Origin of the sequence: Acidovorax sp. LjRoot38 (genome assembly GCF_964252975.1) — a bacterium.
Classification (GTDB): Bacteria; Pseudomonadota; Gammaproteobacteria; order Burkholderiales; family Burkholderiaceae_C; genus Acidovorax; species Acidovorax facilis.
On record NZ_CAXUPT020000004.1, the window covers coordinates 483512 to 498374 of the forward strand.

Here is a 14863-nt window from a genome sequence, read left to right on the forward strand (position 1 = left end):
CAAAGGCAAGGCCCCTTCCATGAATCTGTTGGACCAATTGCCCTGCGCGGTGGTCGTCACGAACGAAGCGGGCCGCCTGCTTGACGTGAATGTAGCCCTTCTCGCGCTTGTCGGAGGGGCACGAGAGAATCGCATTGGAGCGTTGTTTGAGGAACTGCTGCCGCCAGCCAGCCGCATTTTTCTGCAGACCCATATTTGGCCCACTTTGCTGCGGGACGGGAAGATCAGCGAGATCCATTTGCAAGTCAGCGGTTGCGACAGAACCCGGGTGCCTGTGCTACTCAATAGTCGCCGGGGGGAATACCAGGGCGCTCCCGCCTATTTTTGGAGCCTTGTTTCCACCCACGAGCGCCACCGCTTCGAGGCTGAACTCATTGAACAGCGCAACCTGGCAGAGTCGGCGGGCCTCGCGCTCGGCGAAAGCCAGCGCTTTATTCGTGCCATCACTGACGCGATCCCAGGCATGGTGGCTTACTGGGACAAGGGTCTGCGCTGCCGCTTTGCCAACCATGCCTACGCACAATGGTTCGGCAGGCAGCCGCATGAGCTGATCGACATGTCGCGCGAAGAGCTGCTGGGCGAACGCATCGTTGAATGGAACGAGGAATACGCCCACGCTGCGCTGGCCGGGCATCAACAGCATTTCGAACGTGCTGTCACCAATTTCGACGGAAGTCCCCGCCACATCCTGGCGCACTACGTGCCCGATATCGCAGGCAGCGAGGTACTTGGTTTCTTCGTCAATGTTAGTGACGTTACTGCACTCAAGACAACGCAATTGGCATTGGAAGAAGCCCAGAGGCTTGGCCAAACGGGCAGTTGGAGCTGGCAAGTCGAGGGAGATGTGGTTACGTGGTCTCCCCAGTTGTACTCGATGCTCGGCGGCGACCCGCAGGCGCCTGCACCCAGTTTTGAAGATCAATCTCGCATTTACCAGCCGGAAGACTATGCCAGGCTCGCGGAGCGGGTATCCAATGCGCTGCACACCGGCGAGGATTACGTTCTGGATCTGCGCTACTGGCGACCCGATGGTCATCCAGGCTGGGTGGAGGCGCGCGGCGAGGCTGTGCGCGATGCGTCAGGGAGCGTCAGTGGCCTGCGCGGCACGCTTCAGGAAATCACGCAGCGGCGAGAGCAAGAACTGGCACTGGTGGTTGCGCAGGGCCGGCTGCAGGCGATGTACGAAACCACGCCAGCTATGCTGCACTCGATTGATGCCCAGGGCCGACTTCTGCACGTGAGCGATGCGTGGCTCGCTTGCCTTGGATACCGTCGGGACAACGTTATCGGCAGACTGTCTTCAGACTTCCTTACAGAAGAATCCCGTAGACGCGCCAAAGAGGAAGTACTTCCCACCTTTTTCGCGACGGGCCGATGTGACGCAATACCCTATCAAATGATCACGAGCCACGGAGCGATCGTCGACGTGCTGCTATCAGCAATTCTGGAGCGAGACGATCAAGGCCTGCCTATTCGCAGCTTGGCTGTGGTCGAGGATGTGACCCTTCGCAGGCGCGCAGAACGTGAGCTTCAAAGGGAACATGAGCGCTTGCGCAATCTGATAGAGGGTACTAACGCAGGCACGTGGGAATGGAACGTCCGAACCGGCGAGGTGATCGTCAACCCTCGCTGGGCAGAGATCATCGGCTGGACCATCGAAGAACTGGGGGTCATAACGAATCAGTACCGCGCGGACATCGCCCACCCGGACGAACTACCCCAGACTCAGCAGCTGCTGCGAGAGCATTTCGCTGGGCGCAGCGATGCCTACGTGTCCGAACTGCGCTTGCGCCATCGGGACGGTTCCTGGATTTGGGTCGAAGATCGGGGGCGGCTTATCACACGCACAGCCGATGGCAGGCCCGAGTGGGTGTTCGGTATCCACATCGACATTTCAGAGAGAAAACGCCGTGACGATGCCATGCTGCGACTCAGCGCCGAACTGGCTCAGCAGCACGAACTGATGAGGGTCACACTCCAGTCGATTGGGGACGCCGTCATCACCACCAATGCCGATGGGCTGGTCAGCTGGCTCAACCCGGTGGCCGAGCGAATGACAGGGTGGCTATCTTCGGAATCGATTGGGCGTCCCCTGCTGCAGGTTTTCCACATCATCAACGAAGAAACGCGCGAGCCTGCACCCGACCCGGTTGCCGCTTGTTTGGCTGAAGGCAAGACGGTGGGCCTGGCCCCCAAAACCTTGCTCATTGCGCGAGACGGCACTGAATACGGCATCCAGGACTCAGCGGCCCCCATTCGCAGTCCGCAGGGCGAAATGCTCGGCGTCGTCCTCGTCTTCCATGATGTCAGCGAGCAGCGCAGGCTTAGCGGCGAGATGACCTATCGGGCCACGCACGACTCGCTAACCGGGCTTGTAAACCGTGCAGAGTTCGAGTCACGATTGCTCAGAACTCTGCGCCATGCGCAGGAGAACGACAGCAACCATGCGCTGCTGTATATCGATCTGGACCAATTCAAGCTGGTCAACGATGCGTGTGGTCACGCCATCGGGGACCAGTTGTTGCAGCAGGTCAGCAAGCTGCTGGGGGACTCGATCCGCACGCTCGACACCCTTGCTCGCCTGGGGGGTGACGAATTCGCAATCATCCTTGAACACTGCACCATGGAACAGGCGAGCCGAGTTGCCCAGAAGATCTGTGACCGCATGAACGATTTTCGATTCATCCATGGGGAGCGACGCTTTCGGATCGGTACCAGCATTGGTCTCGTTCCGCTGGACAAGCGTTGGGCCAATGCCGCAGCCATCCAGCAAGCTGCCGATGCCTCGTGCTATGCGGCTAAGGAGGCTGGCAGGAATCGCGTCCATGCTTGGTTTGAAACCGACGTAACCATGCGCGAAAGAAACCATGAGATGCAGTGGACGACCCGGATCCAGCACGCGCTGGACCACGATTGCTTTGTGTTGTTTGCGCAGCGCATCCATTGCCTGAGGGATCAAGCGCTGGGCATTCACGCCGAAGTTCTGCTGCGCTTGAGAAACGACGATGGATCCTTGGTGCAGCCCGGAGTGTTTCTACCTGCCGCCGAGCGCTTTCATCTGGCGTCGCGCATTGACCGCTGGGTCCTACAAAACGCGGTCCGGTGGCTGCAATGCTTGGACGAACCCGACGCTATCGACAGCCTCAGCGTCAATCTCTCGGGCCAGTCCGTGGGCGACAGGGCCTTTCACGCGTGGGCGCTCGCACTGTTCGCCGCAGCAGGTGCAGCAACCTGTTCAAGGCTCTGCCTGGAGATCACCGAAACAGCCGCAGTCACAAACCTTGCAGACGCGGCAATCTTCATCGGCCATGTTCGCGCAGTCGGCGTGAAAGTCGCGCTTGACGACTTCGGTGCTGGCGCATCTTCGTTCGGGTATCTCAAAGCCCTGCCCGTTGACTACCTCAAGATCGACGGGCAGTTCATTCGAACCCTCCTTAGCAATCCACTGGACGAAGCGGCGGTTCGCTGCTTCGCAGATGTCGCCAGACTGATGGGATTGGAAACAGTGGCTGAGTTTGTAGAGAGCCCAGAAGTGCTGGAGCGTCTCAAGGAGATGGGGGTGGACTATGCGCAGGGATACCTAGAGCACCGCCCCGAGCCCATCGACCGCTTGACAGGTATTGCGACCAGGGCCGGGGCGACTGCCTTGTGAGGCTACCATCGCCTGGCCGCCACCAGCCCGTGGAAAGCGACTAGCGGTTAGCGGCCAACGCGAGGATGAGGTTTGATGCAAAACGCCCTCAGGCACTCCATACATCCCGCACAGAGCGCGGGCGGTTTCCTCGTTAACCACGCCACCTGTGCCAGTTATCTCAGGATTCATTCGCCATGAACAGCCAAGAATCTGTCAAAAAATAATAGCTGCTAGCGCTTGCTCAATAAGCGCTAGGGGCCAAAAAGATCGAATATTTAGCCGCAGTATTTGCCTCGACTCACTGGGTACCACCTGACACCTAGTTGCTGGGTAGTGCGCCGGTTGGGCGCCGTTACCTGACCTACCCAGCTACCTGGCATCCAGCGGCGCTGGCAGCACCTGCCCCCGCTCCCCACAAAACCGCAACGCCTCATCCCCCAACCATTCCCGCACCAGCTGCATCGCCGGGCTCGGGTGTGTTGTGGTCACAAACGAATACGCCGCCCGCGACAACACGCTGCGCCCCAGCAGCGGCACCAGTCGCCCCGCCTTCACATCCTGCAGCACTAGCGCAGCGCGGCCCATGGCGATGCCTTGGCCTGCCAGGGCGGCGCCCAGGGCCAATTGCGACAGGTTGAACTGCTGGCCGCCTGCCCAGGGCGGTGGCGTGGCGTCCACCTGCGCAAACCAGTGTTGCCACTCTTCATAGGTGTCCGCGCCGTCCCAGGCGCTGCCGTCGTGCAGCAGCCAGTCGCCGTGCAGGTCTTGCGGCTGGGTGATGGGCGGGTGGCGGGCCAGGAACTCGGGGCTGGCCACGGGGATGAGCCACTCGTCCAGAAACACGGTGGCGTTCAGGTCGCGGTAGCCGCCTAAATCGAACCGCACGGCGGCCTCGATGCCGTCGCGCACCATGCGGGTGCGGTCCAGCGTGTGGAATTCGCCAAACACGCGCAGGCCGGTGTGCGGGTGCTGGCGAAAGAAGTCGCCCAAGCGGGGCGTGAGCCAGCTCATGGCAAACGAGGGTGAGCAACTCAAGGTGGCGGTGGCGGACTCGGGCGGCTGGCGCATTTGGGCCAGCGTGCTTTCGATGGCGTCAAAGCTCTCGCGCAGCACCACGGCCAGCCATTTGCCCTCGGGCGTGGGCACCAGCGCGCGCGGGGTCCGCAAGAAAAGCGGGCGGCGCAGCCAGTCTTCGAGTTGCTTGACCTGCTGGCTGACGGCGCCCTGGGTAATGCACAGCTCGGCCGCCGCCTTGGTAAAGCTGCCATGGCGGGCTGCTGCATCAAAACTGCGCAGCCAGGCCAGCAGGGACGGGGAGAGGCGAATATCCATTATTAATACTAATGCTGCGCTCACTATAAATGGCTTGTGACAGCGGCGTGACCGGCGAAGAATGCAGGCAAGACTTCAACGACTGAATGAATCTGTATGACGCCTGCTGAACGAACGCCTGCTTTGGACGCGCTGCTGGCCACCCGCCTGCGCAATGCCCAGCCCGCGCTGTGGTCCAACCCGGCCCGGCAGGCGCAACCACCGGCTGCTTTGCAGGCGCTGGGGCGCAGCATTAGTCTGGATGATACGCAGGCCGCCGCCGACCGGTTGGCCCGTTTTGCGGGCCTGCTGGCGCAGGTGTTCCCGGAGCTGGCTGCCACCGGGGGCGTAGTGGAGTCGCCTCTGCTGCCCGCCGCCGCGTTGCAACCTGCGCTCGGTTTGGCCGAGGGGCAGGGGCGCCTGTTCATCAAGGCCGATCACAGCCTGCCGGTGGCGGGCTCCATCAAGGCCCGGGGCGGCATGCACGAGGTGCTGGAGTTGGCCGAGCGGCTGGCGCTGCAACATGGGTTGGTACAGCCTGGTGATGACTACCGCGCGCTGGCCACCCAGGCAGCGCGCGAGGTGCTGGGCCGCTACCAGGTGGCGGTGGGCTCCACCGGCAACCTGGGGATGAGCATTGGCGTGGTGGCGTCGGCCCTGGGCTTCCAGGCCACGGTACACATGTCGGCCGACGCTAAGGAATGGAAGAAGGACCGTCTGCGCCAGCGCGGTGTGCAGGTGGTAGAGCACACCGGCGACTATGAACGCGCCGTGGCCGCAGGCCGCGCCGAGGCGGCCAGCAACCCGCTGTGCCACTTTGTGGACGACGAGCAATCGTTCTCGCTGTTGCTGGGCTACAGCGCGGCGGCGCTGCGCCTACAAAAGCAGTTGGCAGAACAGGGCGTGGCGGTGGATGCCGAGCACCCGCTCATCGTGTACCTGCCTTGCGGGGTGGGGGGCGCGCCAGCGGGCATCACGTTTGGCCTGCGGCAGTTGCTGGGGCCGCATGTGTTTTGCTTTTTTGCCGAGCCGGTGCAGTCGCCATGCTTCATGGTGCAGATGGTGGCCGACACCACACCAGGGATGGGCGACCACCCCTCGGTGTACGACTGGGGCCTGACCAACCGCACCGAGGCAGATGGCCTGGCCGTGCCGCGTGCGTCGCTGCTGGCCGCCGAGCTGATGCAGCCGCTGCTGTCGGGCGTGTTTACCGTGGCCGATGACACCTTGTTTGCGCAGCTGGTGCTGGTGCTCGATGCCCTGGGCGAGCGCATCGAGCCCTCGGCTGCGGCAGGCTTCAGCGGCCCGGCCATGCTGACGGGCACTACCGCCGGGCAGGCCTGGCTGCGCAGCACGGGCATCGACGCGGTGCTGCGCAACGCCACACACCTGGTGTGGACCACGGGCGGTCTGCTGGTGCCCGATGCGCAGTACCAGGGCTTTGTGCAGCGTGGGCGGGCCGTGCTCGCGGCGCAAGGCTGATTGTTGTCATTCCCTGATTCGTCTATCCCCCCAACCTTTGTCACCTTTGGAGAGCACCCCATGAACCGCAAACAACTGCTTTTGTCGTCCGCCATCCTCTGTGCTTTGGGGGGCGCTGCATGGGGCCCTGCCGTGGCGCAAGAGGCTACGTTCCCTACCAAGCCCATCACGCTGGTGATTCCGTTCCCGCCCGGTGGCGCCACCGACGTGCTGGGCCGCCTCATTGGCAAGAAGCTGGGCGACAAGCTGGGCCAGAGCGTGGTGATTGACAACCGCGCAGGGGCGGGCACCACCATCGGCGCGGCCTATGTGGCCAAGGCCGCGCCGGACGGCTACACGCTGCTGATGAGTTCGGGCACCACCTTCACCGTGAACCCCGCCGTGCGCGCCAAGCTGCCGTACGACCCGGTCAAGAGTTTTGAGCCCATTGGCATCGCAGGGCGCACCAGCCTGATCCTGCTGGCCAACAAGGACGTGCCGGTCAGCGACGTGAAGCAGTTTGTGGCCATGGTGAAGGCCGCGCCCGACAAGTATTCGTACGGCTCGTATGGTGCCGGCACCACGTCGCAGTTTGCGGGCGAGATGTTCTTCCACGCGGCGGGCCTCAAGATCCAGCATGTGCCCTACAAGGGCAGCTCCCCCGCCATGGTGGACCTGATGGGCGGACAGATTCCGTTCACCGTCGATACCGTGTCGGCCGCGCTGCCCCAGCTGAAAGACGGCAAGATCAAGGCCATTGCCGTGACGGCGGGCAAGCGCTCGGCCCTGCTGCCCAAGGTGCCCACGCTCGCAGAAAGTGGCTACCCCGGCGTGGAGATGGACACTTGGCTGGCCATGGTGGCCCCACGCGGCTTGCCGCCCGCCGTCAAGGCACGGCTGGAGCTGACGCTGGCGCAGGTGGTGGCAGACCCCGAAACCCGCGACAAACTAATCGCCGTGGGATTTGAACCGACCTATGCTTCTGCCAAGGCGGTGAGCGAGTTGATCGACAAGGAACTGCCGTTGATGCGCGCCGTGGCGCAGCGGGCGGCCATCACGGCAGACTGATCTGCTCCCCACCAGGCAAGCAAGAAACAGGAGACAAATTCGACATGACGACTTCACACAGCACCCTGGTCGAGCTGACCGCCAACGAACTGCGCCATCACATCGGCACGCGGGAAGTCTCGCCCGTCGAGCTGCTCGACGCTTGCATTGAGCGCATCGAGGCCGTCAACCCGCATGTCAACGCCATCACCGCCACCTGCTACGACCGCGCCCGCACCGAGGCCAAGGCCGCCGAGCAGGCGGTGCTGCGTGGCGAACCGCTGGGCCTGCTGCACGGGCTTCCACTGGGCGTGAAGGACCTCGAAGCCACGGCCGGGCTGCTGACTACCTACGGCTCGGAGATTTACCGCAGCAATATCCCGGCGGAGGACAACGTGCTGGTGGCGCGGCTGCGCGCGGCGGGCGCCATCGTGGCGGGCAAGACCAATATCCCCGAAATGGGTGCTGGCGCCAACTCACGCAACACGGTGTGGGGCGCCACCGGCAACCCGTTCAACCCGAACCTGAATGCCGGGGGCTCGTCGGGCGGATCGGCCGCTGCGCTGGCGTGCGACATGCTGCCGGTGTGCACGGGGTCGGATACGGGTGGGTCGCTGCGCATACCGGCGTCCATTTGTGGCGTGGTGGGCTTTAGGCCATCGCCGGGGGTGGTGCCCAGCTCGCGCAAGCTGCTGGGCTGGACTCCTATTTCGGTGGTGGGGCCCATGGGCCGCACAGTGGAAGAGGCCTGCTTGCAGCTGGCCGCCACGGCAGGCATGTCGGCGGGCGACCCGCTGAGCTACCCGCTGGACCCGATGAGCTTCTTGTTGCCCGAAACGGTGGACCTGAGCCGCCTGCGGGTGGCCTACACCGAAGACTTTGGCGCCTGCGCGGTGGACAACGGCATCCGCGCAGTGTTCCGCCATAAGGTGCAGGCCATGAAGCACCTGTTTGCCAGCTGCGATGCCATCGACATCGACCTGGGTGACGTGCACCGCTGCTTTGACGTGCTGCGCGCCGAAGCCTTTGTGGCCAGCACGCGCGAGGCCTACGAGCGCGACCCCGCCAGCCTGGGGCCCAACACCCGCGCCAACTACGAAATGGGCGCTGCGATGACCCTGCTGGACAGCGCCTGGGCGCAGGCCGAGCAGACGCGAATCCTGGCGCGGTTCCAGAAGTTGTATGAGCAGTACGACGTGATCCTGGCGCCCACCACGCCCGTGTCGCCTTTTGCGTGGACCCAGCTGTTTGCCAGCCACATCAACGGCGAGCCGCAAGCCAACTACTACCGATGGCTGGCGCTGACCTATGTGACCACGTTGACCACGCACCCAGCGCTCAGTTTGCCGTGCGGGCTGGATGACGTGGGGATGCCGTTTGGTCTGCAGATCGTGGGGCGCTTTCGCGCCGACCGCCACACGCTGGGCGTGGGCCACGCGCTGGAGCAAGCATTCAAGGGCATCGCCGGGCTGGCCCGCCCACGGCCTGACATCGCCAAGCTGATGCAAACAAATGCCGATCCCGCGCTGACCTCCATCGTAACCGGCGCGCCCGATCAGCGTGATGCGCGCAGCCTGCCGCGTGATGACCGTGCCACCTCGGCGGCGCAAGTCTCTGCGGTCTGAACGAAGCCAGGAGACAAAACCATGCAATCAGTGGACACCATCGTCATTGGCGCGGGCATTGCAGGTGCCTCGGTGGCTTGGCAGTTGGTAAAGGACAAAGCCGGTGGGGAGGGCGCCAGCGTGCTGCTGCTGGAGCGCGAATCGCAGCCCGGTTACCACACCACCGGCCGTTCGGCCGCGCTGTACATGGCTACCTACGGCACACCCAACATCCAGGCGCTGACGCGGGTGAGCCGCGCTTTTTACGACGCGCCGCCGCCGGAGTTCGGGTCAGACCCCATCCTCTCGCCCCGTGGCGTGGTCTACGTGGCCGGGCCGGACCAGCTCGACATGCTGAAACAGGCCTATGCAGAAGCCCATGCGATCTCGCCCAACGTGGAATGGGTGGAGCAGGCCGCACTGCTGGCCCAGCTGCCGTGCCTGAAGCCCGAAGCCGTGGCCGCAGGCATGAGCGAGCCCGAGGCGGCCGACATCGATGTGCACGCGCTGCACCAGGGCTACCTGCGTGGCCTGCGCCAGCGCGGCGGCCAGGTGCTGACGAATGCCGAGGTCACGGCCCTGCAGCGCGTTGGCGATAGCTGGAAGGTGACCCTGGCCGATGGCCGGGTGCTGCAGGCCAAAACCATTGTGAACGCCGCAGGCGCCTGGGCTGACGTGGTAGCGGGCTTGGCAGGCGTGCCGCCCATCGGCCTGGAGCCGCGCCGCCGCACCGCCTTCACCTTTGCCGTGCCCGAGGGCATGGACGCCACGCACTGGCCTGCGGTGATCGGCATCGACGAGAGTTTTTACTTCAAGCCCGATGCGGGCCAGCTGCTGGGCTCGCCCGCCAACGCGGACCCGACACACCCGCACGACGTGGTGCCCGAAGAACTGGACGTGGCCACGGGGATTTATCACATCGAGGAAAAAACCACCTTCCAGATCCGCCGCCCCTCCCACACCTGGGCGGGCCTGCGCTCGTTCGTGCCCGATGGCGACATGGTGATTGGCTGGGACAACCATGTGCCCGGCTTCTTCTGGCTGGCCGGGCAGGGTGGGTACGGGATTCAAAGCGCTGCAGGTGCCTCGCTGTTGGCCCGGCAGTTGTTGCGCGGCGAATCGCTGGCCGAGGAGCTGGTGCGCGAGAAGGTGGATGTGGCAGGGCTGTCGCCTGCGCGGCTGAGGTAGTTCCGCGCCCCTTGATTTGGGTGGCCGAGCGGCTCAGGCGAACGTGTTGACCTGGGTGCCCAGCGTGCCAGAAGTTGCCAGCGCAGGCTGGGGCATGGACTGCTGCATGGCGTCCAGCATCGTGGCGGCCGACACGGCCTGCATGTCCAGCGCCTTCTTCAAGACCACCATGTTCAGCGCATCCGAAGTCTTGGCACTGGCCAGCGCGGTGGCGGTGTTGACGATGCTGTTGGTGAGGGCGACGTCCATGGTGGTTCCTTGGGGTACTGGGTGGATATCGGCAATTTGGGAAGTGGGCTTGAGGGGTGTTACATCTCTGCCCTGTTAAGGATGACCTGCATAACCTTCGCGAGGCGGTGGTAGTGCGGATCGGGATGGGGCACAAGGCGTCTTTTTGCAGCCAATAGCCGCGCTATTGGCAAGAAAAGCAACGCAGTGGCCCGCTCGAGACCGCGCTATCACAGACCGCAGGGAGTTGTGCAGGTCATCCTTAAGAGCCTGTTTACGATCTCCCAGGGGTCGCGTTGGAGCGCAATCGGGATGAGTGGATGCTTTCGGGTGCGCCGCGTGGGCTCATGCCCATGCAAGCAGCCGAGGCGTTCAATCGCCCGATTTCGCTCCAACCCTTCGGGCAGCGGTCTTTGCGGGCGGTCTGCGGCGTTGCGGCGCTTGCCAATAGCCGAGCTATTGGCTGCGCACCGCGCCTTGCATACCATCCCGCAAAGACCGCTGCGCGACTCCTGGGAGATCGTAAATAGGCTCTAAGGCTCTTACTCCAACGCCGCCACCCCAATGGCCGTGCACGTCGCCAAATCAGACTCGCGCCCCTGGGGCAATTGCCGTGCTGTATCCCGCAGCGCAGTGCGCAAGCCTTCTTCCAGCGTAGGGTGGTAGAACGGCATACCCAGCAGATCGTGCACGGTGAGTTTTTGCTGAATGGCCAGCGCGAGCAGGTGGGCCATGTGTTCGCCTTGTGGGGCGCACATTTCAGCGCCCTGCAGGCGGCCGGTGGCCTGGTCGGCGTGGATGCAGATGCGCCCGTGGTTTTGCTGCGCGGTGCGGGCGCGGCCCTGGTTGTCAAAGCTGGCTGTGCCGGTGACGGTGTGGGCGGGGTCCATGTCGGCAAAGCGCTGGCCCACGGTGGCGATGTTGGGGTCGCAGAACACGATGCCCAGCGGGGTGCGGCGCTGAAAGCGGGTGGGGGTGTCAGCCAGCGCGTTCATGCCCGCAATGTGGCCTTCGTCGGCGGCCTCGTGCAACAGGGGGGCATGGGTGTTGGCGTCTCCGGCCAGAAACACGGGCAAATCGCCTATTTGCTGGGTTTGTGGATTGACGGTGGGCATGCCGCGCTGGTCCAGGGGCACCCCCAGCGTCTCCAGGCCCAGGTACTGGATGTTGGGCACCCGGCCCATGGCCGCGATGACCTGGTCCACCACCACGCGGTTGTTGCCACTGGTGACTTCAATGCCGCCGGGTACTTCACGCAACTGCGCTTCGGCCCCCATGTGCAGCACCATTTCCTGCTTGAGCAGCGCTGTCAGTTCGGCGTTGAGCACTGGGTCGCTCAGGCCCGCCAGCGTATCGCCCGTGGTGAATGCGGCCACCTGCAAGCCCAGCCGCGCAAGGGCTTGCGAAATCTCCACCCCAATGGGGCCCATGCCAATCACGGCAATGCGGGGGCCGAGGGTGCTTTGCTCGAACAAGGTGTCGGTGGTGAGCATGCGGTCGCCAAACGCGAGCCATTCTTCCGGCACGCTGGGGCGTGACCCGGTGGCGATGATGAGGCTGCGGGTGGCGTAGGCGGTGCCGTCAATGTCCACCGAGTGGGGCCCCAGCAGGGTGGCACGCCCCGACATCTGGGCGCTGCCCAGTTCGCTGGTGGCTTTGAGGGCGCCGGCCACAAAGTCGTCGCGCAGATCGCGCACGCGCTGCAGCACGGCGGGCAGGTCGGCGGTCAGCGCGCTGGCGCCCCGCAGGCCGAATTCTTCAAACGTATGGCGGCGGTGGAAGGCGTTGGCCGCCTCGATCAGTGCCTTGGAGGGCATGCAACCCACGCGGGCGCAGGTGGTGCCCCAGGGGCCTTCGTTGACGATGAGGTAGCGTTCCGTGCGCTTGCGCACTTCGCGCAGGGCGGCCAGACCGGCGGTGCCTGCGCCGATGATGATGGTGTCGAGCGGTTGGCTCATAGCGTCTCCTTAGCAGCCCGGTAAAGCTCTGAGTGTGGCGGCCTGCCGCTACAGCGCTTGTAGGCGTAAAGGCATTTGTTCCGAGTCGGCGCCAGGTCCGGCTGGGCTGCCCCCAGGAGGGTGGGCGGCAGAAGGCATCGAAGCGAAACGCGCGAGACCGGTTTATCGCGGGTTGCAGCCGGATGCTCCCTCTGCCGCCCACACTCCCAGCTCAGGCGTCGGGCTCGGTCCAGCCCACGCGGCCTTGGCCGCTGTTGTTGATGCGCAGCACAAAGGCGGCGGCCTGGGCCTCGGGCAAGCGCAACTGCAGCGTGACGAGCGTGCCGTGCTGCACGTTGATCAGCTCCGCACCCGCGGCCTCGATCTCGCGGCGCAGCAGCCCCTCCAGCGCATAGGGCACATGGCACTGCAGGGTTTTCATGCGTTGCAGCGTGACCTTGGGCGCAGTCAGCAGGGCCTGGGCAATGGTGTCGGTGTAGGCTCGCACCAGTCCGCCTGCGCCCAGCTTGACGCCGCCAAAGTAGCGCACCACGGTGGCCAGCACGCCTTCCAGGTCCTGGTGGCGCAGCACGTCGAGCATGGGGCGGCCTGCCGTGCCACCAGGCTCGCCGTCGTCCACCGCCGCCGACTGGCCACCCGCCAGCAGCGCCCAGCAGATGTGGGCGGCGCCGGGGTGCTGCTTCCACAGGGCATCCACCGTCGCCTGCGCACTGGCACGGTCGGCCATGGGTTGCACACAGCCGATGAAGCGGCTTTTCTTGATGATGATTTCGCTGTGCGCGGGCGCAGCCAGGGTCTGTGACATGGGGCGAAGAGTTTACGGCGTGGCGGATTCGGCCGATTTGTGGCGTGCACCGTGCCGTTTGTCGCGATAAGCGCGCCCTTCGTGACAAAACCGTGTTGTTTGTGCGTTCTGTCACACCTGCAAAAGGCGCTCGTTCCTACACTTGAGGCTTGTTGCTGTGGCCTAACCTGCTGCTACCGATTTGAAAGCACTCAGGCCATCAGAAAAGGAACTGCCATGTTTGCCGCACCATTTACCGCTCCCCTGCATGAAACCCTCGCCAGCCACGTTTTTGGTCGGTTGATGCCCCAGCGCGCGCAGCCAAGTGTGGCGGAGGCGGTCATGGCCCCAGTACAGGCAGCACCCGTTGTGGAGGACGATGCGATCCCGGACTTGGCCCAGCGGGTGCGCGAAGTGGGGGAGTGGTAGCTGTTTCGCCTGCTGCCGGTGGTGGTATTGCCACCGCGTCACAAAAAAATGGTCCTGAGGGACCATTTTTTTATGGGGTGTTTTCAGAGCCCGATCAGCGCTTTGGCGATATGCCCTGCGATTCGGGGAGACTCCTTCAGCCTCCGTGTGCTGTAGCCATACCAGTCCTTGCCAAAGGGCACATAGATGCGCACGTTGAAGCCCATGTCCCGCAGTTTGTCGCGCAGGGGTTCGCACACGCCCAGCAGCATCTGAAATTCAAATTGGCTTCGATCGATGTCATCGCGGCGCGCCCGTTCGACGATGCGCGCGATCAATGCAGCATCGTGCGTGGCAATGCCGACGAAGCTACCTGCTTCGAAACAACGCTCAACATGCTTCAGGAAGTGTTCGTTGATGGCACTGCGGTCGTTCCAGGCCTCGTGCACGAGGTGCGAGCGATCCTCCACGTATATGCCTTTGCAGATGCGCAAGGTGCTGGCTTTGCGCAAGAGCGGCTCAATGTCCTGGTAGGTGCGCAGCAGATAGGCCTGTAGTGCCAGGCCGACGTTGTCAAAGCCTTCCCGCAAGCGTCCGAACAATTCGATTTCCTTTTGGGTACAGCGCGTGTCCTCCATATCCAGGCAAACGGAGTTCCGGTGGTGCTCTGCGGTTTCGAGAATGCTCAGGATGAGTTGTTCGCACTGCTGCGCATCGAGCAGCAGCCCGAGTGCGGAAGGCTTGATCGAAATGTTGGCCTGCAATCCCTGGGCGTGGACGGCGTGGAGCACTTCGATGTAGATGTTGGCAGTGGCCTGCGCCTGCTGCAGGGTCGAGATGGTTTCGCCCAGTACGTCGAGCGTCACGGAGAAGCCTTGCGCGTTGAGCTGATGCACGCGCACGAGGGCTTCGGCGAGGGTGTCGCCTGCGATGTAGCGGCGAGAAATTTTGCGGATCAGTGCGAGAGGCACCCAAGGGATGGCGCGCGCCACCAGTGTGTCGAGAAGTTGCATGTCGGTATCCAGGATGAGAACTGCCGCCTTCCGTCTTCCGAGCTCCGTCATGGCAACGGAGCACTCGAAATAAACGAAAAAAGCAAAGCGCTGGCCCGCGCAGGGGGCCAGCAAGGGCAGCGGTTGCCACCGTCTGTGCCAAAGGCGCAGTGGAGGCTCACGCTGTGGGCGTTCAGTACATCAATGGAGGCCAGGCGGCGCGTTGCATGCGTTCTTCTCTGGGTAGT

The 14863-nt window shown here is 63.8% G+C and carries 11 protein-coding genes; 6 read left to right on the forward strand and 5 right to left on the reverse strand.

Features of this window, described 5'->3' with window-relative positions:
• Nucleotides 1-19: 19 nt before the first annotated feature.
• On the forward strand, nucleotides 20-3652 hold the full coding sequence (locus ACSQ22_RS09925) for a PAS domain S-box protein (RefSeq protein WP_436130188.1): 3633 nt from the start codon (nucleotides 20-22) through the stop codon (nucleotides 3650-3652).
• Between the two features lie 351 nt (nucleotides 3653-4003).
• On the opposite strand, the gene ACSQ22_RS09930 is transcribed toward ACSQ22_RS09925, so the two are convergent.
• On the reverse strand, nucleotides 4004-4966 hold the full coding sequence (locus tag ACSQ22_RS09930) for a LysR substrate-binding domain-containing protein (RefSeq protein ID WP_436130189.1): 963 nt from the start codon (nucleotides 4964-4966) through the stop codon (nucleotides 4004-4006).
• 96 nt (nucleotides 4967-5062) lie between these two features.
• On the opposite strand from ACSQ22_RS09930, the gene ACSQ22_RS09935 reads away from it, so the two are divergent.
• Genes ACSQ22_RS09935 through ACSQ22_RS09950 form a run of 4 tightly spaced genes read left to right on the forward strand, consistent with a single transcriptional unit; the run spans nucleotide 5063 to nucleotide 10245 of the window.
• The gene (locus ACSQ22_RS09935; protein WP_436130190.1) at nucleotides 5063-6427 is read left to right on the forward strand and encodes a D-serine ammonia-lyase; all 1365 of its coding nucleotides are present in this window, start codon (nucleotides 5063-5065) and stop codon (nucleotides 6425-6427) included.
• Between the two features lie 60 nt (nucleotides 6428-6487).
• Nucleotides 6488-7474, forward strand: a complete 987-nt coding sequence (locus ACSQ22_RS09940; RefSeq protein WP_436130191.1) for a Bug family tripartite tricarboxylate transporter substrate binding protein — start codon at nucleotides 6488-6490, stop codon at nucleotides 7472-7474.
• Nucleotides 7475-7518: 44 nt separating this feature from the next.
• Entirely contained in the window at nucleotides 7519-9078 is a 1560-nt protein-coding gene (locus ACSQ22_RS09945; RefSeq protein ID WP_436130192.1) for an amidase, read from the forward strand.
• Between the two features lie 21 nt (nucleotides 9079-9099).
• The gene (locus ACSQ22_RS09950) at nucleotides 9100-10245 is read left to right on the forward strand and encodes an NAD(P)/FAD-dependent oxidoreductase (RefSeq protein WP_436130193.1); all 1146 of its coding nucleotides are present in this window, start codon (nucleotides 9100-9102) and stop codon (nucleotides 10243-10245) included.
• A 33-nt stretch (nucleotides 10246-10278) separates the two neighbouring features.
• On the opposite strand, the gene ACSQ22_RS09955 is transcribed toward ACSQ22_RS09950, so the two are convergent.
• The 3 genes from ACSQ22_RS09955 to ACSQ22_RS09965 form a co-directional block, all read right to left on the reverse strand.
• The gene (locus ACSQ22_RS09955; protein ID WP_121420030.1) at nucleotides 10279-10494 is read right to left on the reverse strand and encodes a putative motility protein; all 216 of its coding nucleotides are present in this window, start codon (nucleotides 10492-10494) and stop codon (nucleotides 10279-10281) included.
• Nucleotides 10495-11015: 521 nt separating this feature from the next.
• A complete protein-coding gene (locus ACSQ22_RS09960; protein ID WP_436130194.1) occupies nucleotides 11016-12431 on the reverse strand; it encodes a dihydrolipoyl dehydrogenase in 1416 nt (471 codons plus the stop codon).
• Nucleotides 12432-12642: 211 nt separating this feature from the next.
• The gene (locus tag ACSQ22_RS09965) at nucleotides 12643-13236 is read right to left on the reverse strand and encodes an IMPACT family protein (protein ID WP_121506494.1); all 594 of its coding nucleotides are present in this window, start codon (nucleotides 13234-13236) and stop codon (nucleotides 12643-12645) included.
• Between the two features lie 216 nt (nucleotides 13237-13452).
• On the opposite strand from ACSQ22_RS09965, the gene ACSQ22_RS09970 reads away from it, so the two are divergent.
• The gene (locus ACSQ22_RS09970; RefSeq protein WP_218301018.1) at nucleotides 13453-13644 is read left to right on the forward strand and encodes a hypothetical protein; all 192 of its coding nucleotides are present in this window, start codon (nucleotides 13453-13455) and stop codon (nucleotides 13642-13644) included.
• An 83-nt stretch (nucleotides 13645-13727) separates the two neighbouring features.
• Here the strand turns inward: ACSQ22_RS09970 and ACSQ22_RS09975 are convergent, their stop codons facing one another.
• Nucleotides 13728-14636, reverse strand: coding sequence for a proline dehydrogenase family protein (locus ACSQ22_RS09975; protein ID WP_436130195.1), 909 nt, complete (start codon nucleotides 14634-14636; stop codon nucleotides 13728-13730).
• Nucleotides 14637-14863 lie beyond the last annotated feature (227 nt).